This is a genomic window from uncultured Anaerococcus sp., assembly GCF_963510575.1.
GTDB lineage: Bacteria > Bacillota > Clostridia > Tissierellales > Peptoniphilaceae > Anaerococcus.
Map to the genome: position 1 here is coordinate 22778 of NZ_CAUPFR010000007.1, position 16350 is coordinate 39127.

At 36.9% G+C, this 16350-nt stretch carries 17 protein-coding genes and 1 other annotated feature; of the genes, 12 read left to right on the forward strand and 5 right to left on the reverse strand.

Features of this window, described 5'->3' with window-relative positions; genetic code table 11:
- The 8 genes from RQ907_RS01385 (at nucleotide 1) to pepT (ending at nucleotide 7708) form a co-directional block, all read left to right on the forward strand.
- The gene (locus RQ907_RS01385) at nucleotides 1–867 is read left to right on the forward strand and encodes an ABC transporter permease (RefSeq protein WP_311491617.1); all 867 of its coding nucleotides are present in this window, start codon (nucleotides 1–3) and stop codon (nucleotides 865–867) included.
- A gap of 7 nt (nucleotides 868–874) precedes the next feature.
- Nucleotides 875–1891, forward strand: coding sequence for an ABC transporter ATP-binding protein (locus tag RQ907_RS01390; protein ID WP_311491618.1), 1017 nt, complete (start codon nucleotides 875–877; stop codon nucleotides 1889–1891).
- 37 nt (nucleotides 1892–1928) lie between these two features.
- Entirely contained in the window at nucleotides 1929–2921 is a 993-nt protein-coding gene (locus RQ907_RS01395) for an ABC transporter ATP-binding protein (protein ID WP_399522221.1), read from the forward strand.
- Between the two features lie 12 nt (nucleotides 2922–2933).
- On the forward strand, nucleotides 2934–3872 hold the full coding sequence (locus RQ907_RS01400; protein ID WP_311491620.1) for a dihydrodipicolinate synthase family protein: 939 nt from the start codon (nucleotides 2934–2936) through the stop codon (nucleotides 3870–3872).
- Complete coding sequence (locus RQ907_RS01405) at nucleotides 3872–4750, forward strand: ROK family protein (protein WP_311491621.1); 879 nt, start codon at nucleotides 3872–3874, stop codon at nucleotides 4748–4750. Before RQ907_RS01400 ends, RQ907_RS01405 begins: the two co-directional genes overlap by 1 nt.
- Nucleotides 4743–5576 carry a MurR/RpiR family transcriptional regulator gene (locus RQ907_RS01410; protein ID WP_311491622.1) on the forward strand — a complete coding sequence of 278 codons (834 nt, stop codon included), beginning with the start codon at nucleotides 4743–4745 and terminating at the stop codon, nucleotides 5574–5576. Before RQ907_RS01405 ends, RQ907_RS01410 begins: the two co-directional genes overlap by 8 nt.
- Nucleotides 5566–6261 (forward strand): N-acetylmannosamine-6-phosphate 2-epimerase, encoded by a 696-nt coding sequence (locus tag RQ907_RS01415; protein ID WP_311491623.1) that lies wholly within the window; start codon nucleotides 5566–5568, stop codon nucleotides 6259–6261. The genes RQ907_RS01410 and RQ907_RS01415 overlap by 11 nt, the downstream gene beginning before the upstream one ends.
- 211 nt (nucleotides 6262–6472) lie before the next feature.
- Nucleotides 6473–7708 (forward strand): peptidase T, encoded by a 1236-nt coding sequence (gene pepT / locus RQ907_RS01420; protein ID WP_311491624.1) that lies wholly within the window; start codon nucleotides 6473–6475, stop codon nucleotides 7706–7708.
- 345 nt (nucleotides 7709–8053) lie between these two features.
- Here the strand turns inward: pepT and murJ are convergent, their stop codons facing one another.
- Genes murJ through RQ907_RS01440 form a run of 4 tightly spaced genes read right to left on the reverse strand, consistent with a single transcriptional unit; the run spans nucleotide 8054 to nucleotide 11996 of the window.
- On the reverse strand, nucleotides 8054–9553 hold the full coding sequence (gene murJ / locus RQ907_RS01425; protein ID WP_311491625.1) for a murein biosynthesis integral membrane protein MurJ: 1500 nt from the start codon (nucleotides 9551–9553) through the stop codon (nucleotides 8054–8056).
- Nucleotides 9546–9710: a hypothetical protein gene (locus tag RQ907_RS01430; protein ID WP_311491626.1), complete on the reverse strand. Its 165-nt coding sequence runs from the start codon at nucleotides 9708–9710 to the stop codon at nucleotides 9546–9548. The genes murJ and RQ907_RS01430 overlap by 8 nt, the downstream gene beginning before the upstream one ends.
- A complete protein-coding gene (locus RQ907_RS01435) occupies nucleotides 9710–10444 on the reverse strand; it encodes an amino acid ABC transporter ATP-binding protein (RefSeq protein ID WP_311491627.1) in 735 nt (244 codons plus the stop codon). The genes RQ907_RS01430 and RQ907_RS01435 overlap by 1 nt, the downstream gene beginning before the upstream one ends.
- Nucleotides 10422–11996, reverse strand: coding sequence for an ABC transporter substrate-binding protein/permease (locus RQ907_RS01440; RefSeq protein WP_311491628.1), 1575 nt, complete (start codon nucleotides 11994–11996; stop codon nucleotides 10422–10424). Before RQ907_RS01440 ends, RQ907_RS01435 begins: the two co-directional genes overlap by 23 nt.
- Before the next feature lie 65 nt (nucleotides 11997–12061).
- Nucleotides 12062–12288, reverse strand: a binding site (T-box leader).
- A gap of 87 nt (nucleotides 12289–12375) precedes the next feature.
- On the opposite strand from RQ907_RS01440, the gene RQ907_RS01445 reads away from it, so the two are divergent.
- The 4 genes from RQ907_RS01445 to RQ907_RS01460 all read left to right on the forward strand — a co-directional run bounded on the left by RQ907_RS01445 (nucleotide 12376) and on the right by RQ907_RS01460 (nucleotide 15899).
- Nucleotides 12376–12876: a transcription repressor NadR gene (locus tag RQ907_RS01445; protein ID WP_311491629.1), complete on the forward strand. Its 501-nt coding sequence runs from the start codon at nucleotides 12376–12378 to the stop codon at nucleotides 12874–12876.
- A 73-nt stretch (nucleotides 12877–12949) separates the two neighbouring features.
- The gene (locus RQ907_RS01450; RefSeq protein WP_311491630.1) at nucleotides 12950–13966 is read left to right on the forward strand and encodes a PTS sugar transporter subunit IIC; all 1017 of its coding nucleotides are present in this window, start codon (nucleotides 12950–12952) and stop codon (nucleotides 13964–13966) included.
- Nucleotides 13967–14095: 129 nt separating this feature from the next.
- On the forward strand, nucleotides 14096–14887 hold the full coding sequence (locus RQ907_RS01455; RefSeq protein WP_311491631.1) for an Mrp/NBP35 family ATP-binding protein: 792 nt from the start codon (nucleotides 14096–14098) through the stop codon (nucleotides 14885–14887).
- A gap of 1 nt (nucleotide 14888) precedes the next feature.
- Nucleotides 14889–15899: a DUF1002 domain-containing protein gene (locus tag RQ907_RS01460; protein ID WP_311491632.1), complete on the forward strand. Its 1011-nt coding sequence runs from the start codon at nucleotides 14889–14891 to the stop codon at nucleotides 15897–15899.
- A gap of 39 nt (nucleotides 15900–15938) precedes the next feature.
- On the opposite strand, the gene RQ907_RS01465 is transcribed toward RQ907_RS01460, so the two are convergent.
- Nucleotides 15939–16350: C40 family peptidase (locus RQ907_RS01465; RefSeq protein ID WP_311491633.1), on the reverse strand; the 412-nt coding region annotated here is incomplete at its 5' end.

Genomic DNA, 16350 nt, shown 5'->3' on the forward strand with positions numbered 1-16350 from the left:
ATGACAGAAATAAAAATTGAAAAAAAATCATCACTCGCTAAAAGGTCGCTACAAAAATTCTTATCTAATAAACTTGCGATTGTGGGTTTGATTATAGTTTCGCTTATGGTTCTATCTGCGATTTTTGCCCCACTTTTGGCAAGCCACGACCCAAATAAAATCGATATGGTAAAGCTAAACCAAGCTCCAGGAAATGGCCACTTATTCGGCACAGATTCAACAGGCAGAGACCTATATTCCAGACTTTTATATGGGGGTAGGATTTCAATTTTAATTGGAATTACATCAGCCCTTACCACTTCAATCATAGGGACAATTTTTGGTTTGCTTGCAGGATATTTTGGCAAAACAATTGACCTTGTCCTTATAAGAATATCTGAGATTTTACAATCATTTCCGATGATAATCCTTGTGATGGTCCTTGTAACAATCCTTGGTCCATCAGTAAGTAATATGATTTTGGTTTTTACCTTAATCGGCTGGATGACAGTCTTTAGAATAGTTAGAAATGAGGTATTAAGGTTAAGAGAAGAAACCTATGTGGCTGTAAATAAGGCCTTTGGTATATCTGACTTTGCCATTATGTTTAGGGATATTTTGCCAAATACCCTAAGCCCAATAATAGTAGCGACAACAATAAACATAGCCTATTTTATCCTTCAAGAAACAGGACTTTCATTTCTAGGTCTTGGTGTACCAACCAACGTACCAACCTGGGGCACAATTATAAATGCGGCTAAGTCTATAACAGTTATCCAAATGTATAAGTGGCAATGGCTAATACCAGGACTCTTTATTTCCCTCTTTGTAATGAGTATCAACTTTTTAGGCGACGGCCTAAGAGATGCCCTTGACCCAAGAAATTAGGTGGCCTATGGAAAATATAATTAAACTTAGAAACCTATCTACAGAATTTAAGGTAGGGAAAAGATACAATAGAATAGTCAAAAATGTAAGCCTTGATGTAAAAAAAGGCCAGATTTTATCTATAGTTGGAGAATCTGGTTGTGGAAAATCTGTAACTGTAAATTCTATGGTAAAACTCTTGCCAAAGGCAGCTAGGATTAAGTCAGGAAAATCTGAATTTTTTAAGGAAAATGGAGAAACAGTTGATATCCTAAAAGAAAAAGCCTACGGCAAAAAAATGAGAACCATAAGGGGCAAGGAAATTGGAATGATTTTCCAAGACCCAATGCAATCCCTAAACCCAGTCTACACTGTAGGCGATCAGATTATTGAAAATATCCTTGAACACAGGAAGATTTCAAAAAAAGAAGCCAGGGAAATTGGCATAGAAATGTTAAGAAAGCTAGGAATCCCAGAGCCAGAGTCTAGGTTTGATAACTACCCTCACCAATTTTCTGGAGGTATGAAACAAAGGGCCATGATTGCTATTGCCATGGTAAATAATCCCAACCTACTTATAGCAGATGAGCCAACCACAGCCCTTGACGTTACCATCCAAGCCCAAATTATGGATTTGATGAAAGATTTAAGGGACAAGGAAGGCAAATCAGTTATCCTTATTACCCACAATATGGGTCTTGTGGCAGAAGTTGCCGACCAGGTTGCTGTAATGTATATGGGAAGAGTCATAGAATATGGAGAAGTAGGAGATGTATTTAATAATCCGACCCATCCTTACACCAAACTCCTTCTTAAGTCTGTGCCTGTGCCGGGTATGGATAGGGATAGGAAACTTTCGACCATACCAGGAGAAACTCCAGACCCTGCAAACTATGTGAAGGGATGTGAATTTGCAAATAGGTGTGCCTTTGCTACTGAAAAATGCCTAAGTAGAGATATTCCACTTTTTAGGGTCGAAGGAAGTCACACAGCTAGATGTATATTACTCGAGGGAGAAAAGGAGGTCGTAGATGAAAATAGATGAGAAAACAAGAGAGAATGATGTTTTAGTTAGGAATGAAATTAAAGACCAACTTGTTTTTGATGTCAAAAATCTACAAACCCATTTTCCAATCTATGAGGGGACTTTTTTTAAAAAGCAAACCGGAGCTGTGAAGGCTGTTGACGGGGTATCTTTTTTTGTAAGACGTGGGGAAACTGTAGGTGTAGTTGGAGAATCTGGTTGTGGTAAGACTACCCTTGGTAAGTCCATCATGAGACTTGAAAATCCAAGTGGAGGCGAAGTTTTATACAACCTCCATGGGCGAATGACGGATGTAAGAAAATTTGATAAAAAAGACCTTTTTGAATTTAGGAAAGAAGTGCAAATGGTCTTCCAAGACCCATATTCTGCCCTAAATCCAATGAAAAAAATCTATGATTCATTTAAGGCACCCCTAGTTGCCCACGGAGTCACCCAGAAAAATGATATTGACATGGTCATTGCAGATAGGCTAAAGAGGGTAAACCTAAGACCTGATTATATGTACCGTTACCCACACGAATTTTCGGGTGGCCAAAGGCAAAGACTTTGTATAGCGAGAGCCCTTTGTGTTTCTCCGGAAGTAGTAATTTTGGATGAACCGGTATCTGCCCTTGATGTTTCCATCCAGGCCCAAGTAATAAACCTCCTCCAAGGAATTCAAAAAGAGCTTGACCTTACTTATATATTCATAGCCCACGACCTATCTGTTGTTGAATATATAGCTGACAGGATAATAGTAATGTATCTTGGCAATATTATGGAAATATCTACAAGTGAGAAATTAAACAAAAATCCAGCCCACCCTTACACCCAGGCTCTCTTGTCAGCAGTGCCGATACCAATAGTTGGTGCTGATTCAAAGAGGATTGTGCTTGATGGGGACGTGCCAAGTCCGATAAATAAACCTGCAGGTTGCCCTTTCCACAACAGGTGCAAAAAGTGCATGGATATTTGTAAAAAAGAAATCCCACAAAGAGTATTAATAGACGATAATCACGAAGTAGCCTGCCACTTATATACAGGAAAATAAGAAGGAGAAAAGATGAAATTTACCATAAAAGACTTTAAGGGAGTTATTCCAGCTGCCCTTTCAATATTTGACAAGGATGAAAACTTAGACATAAAAGCAACTAAAGACTTTATCAAATTTTTATTAGAATTTGATATCAAGGGACTTTACCTAACAGGGTCTACTGGTGAAGGTTTCTTAATGAATTCGGAAGAAAGAATTGAAAGCGTAAAGGCAGTTATGGAAGTAGCTGGAGATAAGGTGCCAGTTGTTGTCCACGTTGGAGATATAGGTACAAAGAAAACTATAGACCTTGGTAAGGCTGCCAAAGAAGCAGGAGCAACAGCCATTTCATCCGTGCCACCATTTTATTGGCACTTTAATAGCAAGCAAATTTTCAATTATTACAAGGACCTAGCAGAGGCTGTTGACCTACCAATGATAATTTACAACGTGCCCCTTGCAGGTATGATGAGTGCTGAAATGATTAAAGACCTATCTCAAATAGAAAATATCCAGGGAGTCAAGTATACAAATACAGATATCTACCAAATTCCAGCCATAAAAGAATCTTGTGGAGAAGATTTTATGGTCTACGGTGGAGCTGATGAATTAGCTAGTTCAAACCTCCTTATCGGTGTAGATGGGATTGTTGGTTCATTCTATAACCTAATCCCAGACTTATTTATAAGGATAGATGAAGCCATAAAAAACAAAGAAGTAGAAAGGGCTTACAAATTACAAAAAGATGCGGTAAGGATTATTTCTTACATTGTTGAAGGTGGCAATATGGTTGCTGGCATCAAGGCTGTCCTAAGGGAAGCTGGCATAAATGCTGGTTACGCTAGAAAACCATTTATAAATTTCTATGAGGAAGATCAAAAGAGACTTGCTAAGGGTCTTGTTGACTTGGCAGATAAGTACAAAATGGAAAATATTCGTGTGATAGATATGTTGAGAGGCAAGAGCTGATGGCAGTTTTGTGTTTAGATATAGGTGGGACAGAAATAAAGGCCATGCTAAAGGGCGAAAATTTTGAAAAAAACCTTGAAAATTTCCCCTCCAAGGCAGGAAGTAATGCTCCAAGCATTAAAGATGATGTTTTTGATCTTGTAAGAAAATTAGAAAATGAATATGAAATCGAAGGGATAGCTATTTCCACAGCCGGCATGGTTGATTATAAGACAGGGATTATAGCTGGCCACGGTCCGACTTTTAAAAATTATAAGGGTTTTGATTGGAAAAGTGAAATAAAAAAAGAACTAGGTTTAGAAGCTGTGGTTGAAAATGATGTGAAGGCAGCAGCCATGGGCGAATTGACCTACGGAGCAGGTAAGGGAGCTACTTCAGCCTTTGTTTTAACTGTAGGCACAGGCATAGGTGGGGCCCTAATCATTGACGGCAAAATCCATAGGGGAGCAAGTGGCCATGCTGGAGAAATAGGCTATATGCCATTTGAAACAGATAAGTTTGAGGCTCTTGGATCTACCAGTGCTCTAGTAGCAAGGGCGAAAAAATTCCACCCAGAAAAAAATTTCAAAAATGGCAAGGAAATCTTTACTGCAATAGATGCCCAAGATGAAGATGCAATCAAACTTGTAAATCAGATGACAGATATTTTGGCAAGAGGGATTTCAAATATAATGCTAATAGCAAATCCAGAAATGATTTTAATTGGAGGAGGTATTAGTGAACAAAAAGAGAAATTCCTAGACCCAATTATAGAAAAGATTAAGTCTTATGTTCCTGAAGATATTTTTGAATCTACAAGGATAAGACCAACAGAACTTGGCAACAAGTCGGGTCTTTACGGAGCTTACGCAATTTATAGGCAAAACACCAATGAATGAGAATTTTAAGTCAATCTTGCCACTAATTGAGGCAAAATATGAAGAATTAACAGAAGTAGAAAAAATAATAGCCCAATATTTCTTGGATACTGAGGATTGTGACCTTACTTCAAAGGCAGTTTCAAAAAAACTATATACATCAGAAGCAGCCCTAACACGTTTTGCCAAAAAACTTGATTTGTCAGGATATAGGGAATTTGTCTATATGTATAAAACATCCAGAAAGATTAGCTTTGCCAAGAAAAAAGAACTTGGCAGTCCGATTTTTGATACCTATAGGGAAATCCTCCTAAAGTCTTATAACCTTTATCTCTATGAAGATTACGATAAGTTAGTTGAAGAAATATTAAATTCAAAAAGGATATATGTATACGGGGTGGGTTCTTCTGGCAACTTGGCAAACGAATTTTCCACAAGGCTAATTAGGCTAGGTCTTGATGCGGAAGCTGTGACAGATACACATAAAATCTTGTTAAACTCTGTAAGGCTAAAGAAAGATTACATGGTTATTGGCATATCCTATTCTGGAAAATCCATAGAAGTGATAGAAGGACTCAGAAAGGCAGCAGAACTGGGGGTTAAAACTGTCTTATTTGTATCAAATGACAAAAGTAAATGGGCAGAAACTTTTGATTATGTAATGCTCTTAGCCCACAAGCAGAATCTGGAATATTCAAATATAATATCTCCCCAATTCCCAGCTATGATTATGCTTGACATCCTCTTTAAAAAACTATATGATAAGAGGCTCACATCCGGTGAAATTTACATGAAATCAGTTAATGAAATGCTTCAGCTAATAAAGGAGAAGGACGATGGAAATTAATGAACAACTAAAAAATGGACTAATAGTTTCTTGCCAAGCCCTAGATGACGAACCCCTCCACTCATCTTTTATCATGGGGAGGATGGCTCTTGCTGCAAAGATGGCAGGGGCTGTTGGTATCAGGGCAAATACAGTAAATGACATAAGGGAAATTAAGAAAAATATTGACCTGCCAGTTATAGGGATAATCAAAAAAGATTTTGAAAATAGCCAAGTTTACATTACCCCAACCATGAAAGAAATAGATGACTTGGTAGGGGTGGGGGCAGAAATAATAGCAACAGATGCCACCAACTCAAAAAGACCTAAAAACGAAGGTATAGAAGATTTTTATAAGGAAATTAGGGAAAAATATCCGAATATAAAACTAATGGCAGATTGTTCAACCCTAGAAGAAGCTGTTAGGGCTGATAAACTTGGCTTTGACTATATAGGGACAACCCTTGTAGGCTACACTCCCCAATCCAAGGATGATAAAATTGACGCTGATGATTTTAAAATCCTTAAGGAAATAATAGAAAGTTGTGACCACCCAGTCATAGCCGAAGGCAATATAGACCAGCCAGAAAAGGCAAAAAGAGTCCTAGAACTAGGAGCATTCACAGTAGTTGTAGGTGGAGCTATTACAAGACCACAAAATATAGCCAAAAAATTTGTGGATTGTATCAATAGCCTAAATAAGTAAAAATTTTAAAAAGTCTTAGAATTTAGGTTTCATAAAAACTTATTTCCATTAATGGGGATAAGTTTTTTAAGTTCAGAACCTTATATTTTTAAACGAATTATATAAATTTTCTTTTTTAGACTTGGATTATTTGTTATAATTGTAGAAAAGAATAAGATCAAGCAGGATTTATATCCTGCCAAAATTATACAATTATTAATAGGGGAAGATTATGAATGAGAAATTAATTAAAGATAAATTAGTAGAAAATTTTTTGAAATACCTTGCGATTCCAAGTCAGTCTAACGATAAAAACCAAGAAATTCCTTCATCTAAGGGTCAGTTAGTCTTAGGTGAAAAACTCGCAGCAGATCTAAAAGACCTTGGTCTTGTCGATATAAGTATAAATAAGTATGGGGTAGTTCAAGCAAGGCTTCCAAAAAGAGGAGAAAAGACAAAAGCTCTAGGTTGGGTTGCCCATTTAGATACAGTGGATGTTGGTCTTTCTGATGAAATCCACCCACAAATTATAAAAGCCTATGACGGCAAGGATATAAACTTAAGGAGAGATGTGGTTTTTTCTACCAAGGATAATCCCGAAGTCCTTTCTTACATCGGTGATGACATAATTTTTACAGATGGGTCTTCTGTCCTAGGAGCTGACAACAAGGCAGCTATAGCAAATATAATGACAGCTCTTTGGTATTTAAAAGAAAATCCAAATATAGACCATGCTGAAATATATATAGCCTTTGTTCCTGATGAGGAAATTGGACTTAGGGGTTCAAGAAAGATTGATTTTGACAAGTTTAAGGTAGATTATGCCTATACTATAGATTGTTGCGAGCTTGGAGAATTAATTTACGAAACCTTCAACGCAGCAAGTGGGAGATTAAAAATAAAAGGCGTTCCTGCTCATCCAATGTCTTCTAAGGGAAATTTAGTAAATCCAATTATGATAGCCCACGACTTTATAGCCATGCTTGACAGGGCAAAGATGCCAGAAAATACTGAAAATAGGGAAGGCTATATTTGGGTTACAGATATAAATTCTGATGTTTTGAATTTAAGCCTAGAGCTTAACATAAGAAACCACAGCAGGGAAAAATTTGAAGCAAGCAAGGACTATCTATATAAAATTACTGAAATCATTAAAGAAAGGTATAAAAAAGCTGAAATTGAAATTGAAATAAAAGATGTTTATGCCAATATAGCTGACTCCATGAATGAAGAAAATAAGATAGCAGTAGAAAGGCTAAGGGAAATTTTTAAACGACTCGAAATAGAGCCTAAAATAATCCCTATGCGTGGTGGTACTGATGGGTCTTACCTATCAACAGTAGGGATTTTCACCCCAAATTACTTCACAGGTGCCCATAACTTCCACTCCAACAAAGAATTCTTGCCAATATCTAGTTTCTACAAAGCATTCCAAGTTACCTTGGAATTGATGAAGGATGAGAATTAGATAACAACGATAAACTGACAGAACCCACTATGTAGACAACGATGGAGATGTCTCATTTTGTTCGAGATGGTTACTTATCTTTTAAGTTCCGTCGAGGTACTAATTGGACGATTAGAACAGTATATTTCCTAAAGTAGACATGAAGGAAACCCACCTCGAGTGAGCGGAGCGACGAGAGGTCTCTATAGTCGTCTTTGTTCTGGGATTTTGTGTATTTTCATCGAGATATTTTTTCAAAAATAAATTAAAGACCAAATTTAAGATCAAATTCAAAACCAAATTAAAAAACAAAACGCCTAGTATTTAATCAAGTACTAGGCGTTTGTAATTATTTTTATAATTTTCTTATCTTTTTATTTTCTTTAAAAACTTGTCTTTTAATTCATCCACACCGTCTACTTTTAGAGCAAATATTATGGCTAGGTAAACTATAGCTCCACTAAGGATTGTTACCAAAAGCCAGGTGTTTGATGGCCTTAGCTTGTAAATATAATTTGCCACAAGTCCAAGGGCAAGTCCTCCGATTGAGATTTTACCAATATTTTTAAAGATATAGGCGTGGTTTAATTTGCCAAAATATTTTCTATACATGATTATAGCTAGACCTACAAGGACAAATTGGCTGATAGTTGTAGCGAGGGCAAGACCTACCAAACCGTACTTGCCACTTAGGGCATAGTCTAAAAATACATTTACACATAGCTGGGCAAAGGAGATGAGGGTTGGGATTTTGGTATTTTGTACTGAGAAAAATGACAAGTACAAAAGGTCGGCAACAGCTGGGCCTATGAGGTAGATTGTGTAATAAAATAGCACATCAGCTGTCCTTACCATATCATCATAGCCAAAGGCCCCACGCATATAGACAAAGGAAATTATCGGCCTTGATAGGACCATGAGGCCCACCAAGGATGGGATAAATAAAACCATAATCTTAACTAGGGTCTTTGAGGTGATATTTTTTACCTCTTCGAAATTGCCTTCGGCAGCGAGCTTTCCTATTAGGGGATAGGCTGTGATTTGAAAGGGCACTATAAAGGTTGATGAAACTATCCTTAGGATTTTTAAAGAATAGTTTATGATTGACACACCCCCGTCATTGGCAACAATAGATGCAAAAGACTGGTCAACAATGGTAGAAATATAAACAGCTGCCATGGAGAAAATGGTAGGAATTGATAATTTGATTAGGGTTTTTATATCATCAACAATTTCAAATTTGCCTATTTTTCTCTTAAAACCAGCTTGGCGAACCTTTGTCGGAAAAACTATATATTGGACAAAGTAGGCTAGGAAAATCCCTCCTGCCATTATATAAATATTTCCCTTTGAAATTACAACTGTGATTCCCAAAATAATATTTAAGATAAGGAGGGGAAGGGCTGGGGTTATGAAATCACCCTTGATTTGGAGGTAGGATGAAAAAATAGCTGCATAAATATTTGGGTACATGGTCAAAATTACTGCTCTCATGAAAAGAGAAGAGATTTTGAGTTTTTCTCCATCGTAGCCCATGGCGAACATTTTTACTATAAAAGGTGCAAAGGCAAGGCCTAGAATCATGATACTTGTGCACAAAAATAGGGAAAAATTTAATAATTTATTGGTAAAGACATCTCCCTCTGCTTCGCCCTTTTCCTTACTTATTTTTGAAAAAGTAGGAATATAAGTCTTTGATAGGGCGTAGGTGATGACTGAAAAAATCAAGGTTGCTGCTGTGGTTGATGTATTAAAGGCATCTGTAATCGCTCCTGTCCCATAAAAGTAGGAAAAGACCATTTCTCTAAAAAAAGAAAAGAGCTTGCCTATGAGGTTTAGGAACATGAGAATGAGGGTGTTATTCATTGTAGCCTCCAATTTTCATAAATAAGCTAAAAATTTCAACAAAAAGTAGATAAGCGAGGAAAATTCCCTGCTTATCTACTTTTATTTTTTCTATTAAAATTTTTTTATAGGTTGGATTTAGAAAATTTCCTATTTTTAAATTTGTAATATTAGTCATTAGTTGTTTAAGAATCTCTTTAAGAATTCTTGTGTCCTTTCATGTTTAGGGTTTTCAAACATATCTTTAGCAGAACTGCTTTCTAAGATTATACCCTTATCCATGAAAAGTACCCTATCAGATACATCTCTTGCGAAGTCCATTTCGTGAGTTACGACAACCATGGTCATACCAGATCTAGCGAGTTTGGTCATAACTTCTAGAACTTCGCCAACTGTTTCTGGGTCAAGAGCGGAAGTAGGCTCATCGAATAAAAGGACATCTGGGTCCATGCAAAGGGCACGGGCAATGGCTACTCTTTGCTGTTGGCCACCTGAAATTTGGCTTGGTTTAGCATTTACATATTGAGCCATGCCTACAGATTCCAAATATTTCATGGCAGTAGCCTTGGCTTCTTCCTTGGATCTGCCAAGGACTTTTTCCTGGCCAACCATACAATTTTCTAGGATGTTTTTGTTGGCAAAGAGGTTAAAGTTTTGGAAAACCATGCCTACCTTAGATCTGTATTTTCTCCTGTCAAAGGAATGGTCTAAGATGTTATCGCCTTCATAGATGATTTCTCCGCCAGTTGGTTCTTCTAGTAGGTTTAGGCAGCGAAGGAGGGTAGACTTACCAGAACCTGATGAGCCTATGATTGTAACTACTTCGCCCTTTTCAACTTCCATATTTATATCTTTTAGGACTAGGTTGTCCCCGAATTTTTTTTCTAAATTATTTACTTTGAGTATTAACATTTATCGCTCCTGTTGATGATTCTAAGATAAAGTCCCTATCGCTAAATCTTCTTTCAAATAGTAATAATAGTCTAGTAATAGTAAAGGTTAGAACTAGGTAAATTACTGCTGTGATTAGGTAGGTTGGGAAATATTGGTAGGTTGATCCTGCAACAGACTTAGACATGAAGAATAATTCTGTAACAGAGATTACGTTAAGAACTGATGTATCCTTGATATTAATAACAAACTCATTTCCTAGGGAAGGAAGGATAGTCCTAATGGTTTGTGGAAGGATGATACCAGTCATTGACTGCCAGTTGGTAAGACCTATAGCCTTACAAGCCTCAAATTGTCCGCTATCTACTGCATTTATACCACCACGGACAACCTCTGAAAGGTAGGCACCAGTGTTGATTGAAACGATTAAAATCGCTGCAAACATAGTTGATAGGTCAATGTCGAAATATTGCTTTAAGCCGTAGAAAATGATTACGGATTGAACCATCATTGGGGTTCCTCTGAAAACTTCTACATAAACTGAAAGCAAGATATTTACTAGTTTGTGGAAGTAAAATCCGATTGGATTTGTCTTCTTATTTACATCTATTCTTCTAATAATAGCTACAAGTAGGCCGATTATAAAACCTAAGATGGTTGATAAAATTGCTATAAATAAGGTATTTACAACACCTTTTAGGAAGAGGGAAGAATACTTGCCCCAAATTTCCTTAACTTCTGTGATAAAAGTTTTTGGTGCTTCATCTTTGGTAGTTATGGCTACCATTTCGGTCATGATTTCATCTTGAACCTTGTCTATGTCTAGTTCTTTCAAGTAATTATTAATTTCTTCTGTCATTGGAGAGCCTTTTACAAGACCTACTGCAATAGTTGTATCAGAATCAGAAGTCTTAAAGTTATGCGCATCGTCAAACTTTATATAGGTGAGGTTTGGATTTGAAGATATAGCAGATTCTGCACCAGCTTCTTCAGAAATATAACCATCAAGTGTACCTGCATTGGTAGCTGCGATCATAGTTGGGAAGGAATCCATAGGTTCTTGTTTATCTACGCCTTCCATTTGGTCAACCATGTCTGCGTGGAAGGTACCAAGCTGGCCTGTAATCTTTGCTCCCTTAAAGTCGTTTATTGACTTAGCATTTATATATTTTGAATTTTTTGGCACAACTACAACCATCTTTGCCCTGTAGTATGGGAGGGAAAAGTCGATTTGCTGGCGTCTTTCATCTGTTGGGCTCATACCTGCAAGGATAGCGTCAATCTTGCCACTTGTAAGGGCAGGAATAAGTCCATCCCATTCGATTTTATAGATTTCTAGTTTTTTGCCGAGCTTATCTGCAATATTTTTTGCAAATCTCACATCGTAGCCGTTTGCGTATTCACCTGGTGAATTAGCTACAGGCACGCCTCCATTTGAATCATCTGTCTCTGAGAAGTTGTAAGGTGCGTAATTAACCTCCATACCAACCCTAAGTACGTCTTCACTTGCGTATGTATTTCCGACTGGAAATAAGAGAATAATAGCAAGTAATAAATTAACAAGTCTTTTCATAACATTCCTTTCTTAAAATATATTTGATTGTAGAATTAAAAAAGCCCTTATTATCCATATTGGATAATAAGGGCGAAAATCGCGTTACCACCTTAATTCATGTATTTTTCACAAAATACACCTCTAAAAGTACAATCATACTCCTTTGCTATAACGTGCAAAACTCGTTCCCGGATCTAATCCCCGGAAAGACTCCAAGTCTTTATTCGCTAAAGCTTTCAATATCCCCTCACACCAACCGGGACTCTCTTTAATCTATTTCTTTAGTTACTCGTCTCTTCTTCGTCTTTCGATTATATTACACCAGATTTGATGCCTTGTCAAGGGAAAGTGATAAAATAATTTAAAAAGTTGATAAATTTTGGAGTAAAGTATAGGTATGGACGTGCATGAAAGAAGAATAGAGATTATTAAAATTTTACAAAAATCAGGTGGGCCTGTATCGGGCAAGGACTTGGCTGATATGTTTGGCCTATCAAGGCAGGTTATAGTTAAGGATATTGGTATTCTAAAGGCAGAAGGAGTAGAAATTGTATCCACTAATAGGGGATATAAGATAAAAGACAAGGGCCTTTGCGAGATGGTTGTAAGGGTCAAACACGACAAAAAAGCCATAGGAGATGAGCTAAATATCTTAGTTGACAGAAATATTACCATCAAGGATGTCTTTATAATCCATAAGGTCTATGGGACAATTAGAAAAAATCTTGATATTTCTTCAAGAAATGGGGTCAGGATATTTTTGAAAAACCTAAAAAACGATGCTCCTCTCTTAAAACTTACATCTGGTATCCACTACCATACCTTAATTGCCCAAAATTCTATTGACATGGAGAAGGCCTTAGAAATTCTTAGAGAAAGAAAATATTTATTAGAATAATTTCCTTGTGTATATACAGATAATAATTTTTGTGGTATCATTAAATAGATTATTAATTTAATGAGAGGGAATTATGAAAGAATTTTTAAAGAAAAAAGGAGTTAGCCTAGATCCTAGAGTTTATTTTATTGATGCCTTGGGGGCTATGGCCTTTGGTTTGTTTGCGTCGCTCTTAATAGGGACAATAATTAATTCGGTGGGTAAAGTTTTTGAAATATCTTACTTTACTGAAAGAATTTGGCCTTTGGCAAGTTCTGCAGCTGGTGCTGCCATAGCTACTGCTATTGCCTATAGCTTAGATGCGCCAAAATTAGTTTTATTTGCCAACACTATTGTAGGTATTGGAGCCTATGAACTTGGGGGACCAGTTGGAGTCTATGTAGCAAGTGTCTTGGCTGTAGAGTTTGGCAAACTTGTATCAAAGACAACAAAACTTGATATAATTGTAACTCCCCTTGTTACCATTCTTGTTGGAGTGGTGTTAGGAGATGTGATTGGCCCATATGTTGCAAGCTTTATGACCATGGTCGGAAATTTCATCGTAAGGGCAACTGAAATGCAACCATTTTTCATGGGGATAATTATTGCCGTATTAGTAGGTGTTGCCCTAACCCTACCTATATCATCTGCTGCTATTTGCATGATGCTTTCCCTATCTGGTCTTGCGGCAGGGGCTGCTACTGTAGGTTGTTGTTGCCAGATGGTTGGTTTTGCAGTTATTTCCTTTAGGGATAATGGGATTGAGGGCCTATTCGCCCAAGGCCTTGGTACATCTATGTTTCAAGTACCAAACACAATCAAAAATCCTTGGATATGGGTCCCACCAACCCTCGCATCTGCCATCCTTGGTCCAGTTTCAACTATGATTTTAAAGATGAAAAATATTCCCCTTGGGGCAGGTATGGGAACAAGTGGCTTAGTTGGACAAATCGGCACCTTCCAAGCTATGGCAGGCGAGAATTTTACAAGTTTATTTATAAAGGTGATAATTATACAAATTATCCTACCAGCTGTCCTATCCTTAGTGATTTACGAATTTATGAGAAAAAAGAATTTGATCAAGGATGGGGATATGAAAATAGATTTCTAAGAAAATTTTAGATATAATATCTTCTTACAAGAATTTTAATGGAAATTTATCGCAAGTATCATATAATTAAGAAAGAAAGCATAGTAATATGCTTTTTTCTATTTGAAAAATTATAGATAAGGAGTACATATGGAAAATAAAAAAATGAATTTCGATAAATTTAAAATAAAAACCCGTCCAGGCACTAAAATTGGCAAGATTATTGCCGTTATGAGTGGTAAGGGGGGAGTAGGAAAATCTTCTATAGCAAGCCAGCTTGCGGTAAACCTAAAGAACAAGGGCTATGAAGTAGGAATTTTTGATGCAGATATTACCGGCCCTTCAATAGCGGAAGCCTTTGGTATAAACGAACCAGTAAGGGGCACAGCCGAAGGTGTTATGATGCCAGCTATAGCTGATAATGGCATAAAAATTATTTCTACAAATATGATTATCCCTAAAAAAACAGACCCAGTTGTCTGGAGAGCCTCAATAGTTACAAGTGTTATTAAGCAGTTTTATACAGATGTAGATTGGGGTAAGATTGACTACCTTGTAGTAGATATGCCTCCTGGAACTGCAGACGTGCCACTAACAGTTTTCCAATCCCTTCCAATTGACGGAGTGGTGGCTGTGGCAACACCTCAGGGTCTTGTGGAAATGGTTGTAGAAAAATCCTTAAAAATGGCAAAGATGATGGGCAAAAATATCATAGGCATAGTTGAAAATATGTCTTATTATGAATGCCCAGATTGTGGAAGCAAACACGCTATTTTCGGGAAATCTAATATAGAAAAGGTTGCAGAAAAATACGGTGTAGATACCTTAGTAAAACTTCCAATTGACCCAAGTATTGCCTCTAAAATCGATGCGGGAAAGGCCACTGAGATTAAAAATGATCTCCTAAAACCAATCGTAGAAAAAATAGAAGGTCTAAAATAAAATGAAAAAGAAAATTTTTGGCCTAGTCTTAAGTTTTTCTATTCTTTTATCAAATATTGCCTATGGGGCAAGTTTTGATAAGGATAAGGACGACGTGATTTACGGAGCTGCCCTAAATGCCCAACAAAGAAAAATTGTTGACAATGCTATAGAGATAAATTCAGAAGATTTTAATGTGGCAACTGTAAATGGGGCCGACCTAGAAAAATATTTAGGCTATGGAACTAGTGATTCAAATATGATTTCATCTATAGTCGTAAAAAGGCTTAAAAAAGGGTCAGGAATCAAAGTAATGATAAAAACTCCTGGCAATATTAACCAAATCACCGAGGCTCAATACACAAACGCAGCCATAACTGCTGGCCTAAGTGATGCTGAGATTTTTGTAGCAAGTCCCAAACCTGTTACAGGAGAATCTGCTCTAGTAGGAGTCTACAAGTCAGAAGAACTCCACGGAGAAAATCTCGACCCACAAAGGACAAAAACAGCCCAAAAGGAATTAAAAACTGTAATCGAAGTTTCAAAACAAAATGAATCCAACCCTAATTTTGACAGCAAAAAGCTAGATAGGGCAGTCATTGAAGTAAAGGAAAAATTGGCTGATTATAAGGAAAAAAATGGTCAAACTGCACCAGATGATGAGATTTTAGTTTTTGTTTTAAATGCATTAGAAAATGTTGATATGAAAGATGTCCTCTCAAATGAAAATTTAAAGAGCTTGATAACTTATTTTAAGTCCTACCAAGACCTATCAGGCATCACCAACACAGAAGTAAGGGACAATCTATTTAAGCTTGCCAAAGACATAGGTGGCAAGGCTGGTAAATTTTATGAAGAAAATAAAGACTCCATAGATAAATTTGCTAAAGATAATAAGGAAAATTTTGAAAAAATCGCCAAAGACGCTAAGGACTCCGGCCTTTTGGATAAGGTGATTAATTTCCTAAAAGATATTGTAAATTCAATAATTAGCGTATTTAATAAAGACAATAATAATTCAAATAACCAATAAAAAATTGCTGACTCGGAATTCCCGAGTTCAGCAATTTTTTTAGTTTACTATTCTTTTAATTGAGATTGGGTTTCTGATTGGGCTTATAATTATTCCGACTCTTGGGCTTGAGGCGTGGACCATATTGCCGTAGCCGTCAGCTATACCAACGTGGGTGATATTATACAAGCTTGTTCCGAAAAATACCAAGTCTCCAGCCTTTTCTTGGCCAAATGGTACTTCTATACCATATCTTTGCTGGCTTTGAGCAAAGTGTGGAAGGCCAATTCCAATTGTTTGGTAGACCCTCATGGTAAAACCTGAGCAGTCGATACCATTATAAAGGTCTTCACCACCGAAAACATAAGGATTGCCCAAAAATTGAACTGCATAAGAATATAGGTCAATACCTGTTTGAGATCCTGTCATGTGGACAGTTATTTCTGGTAAATCACTAGTTGCTTCGTAGGTC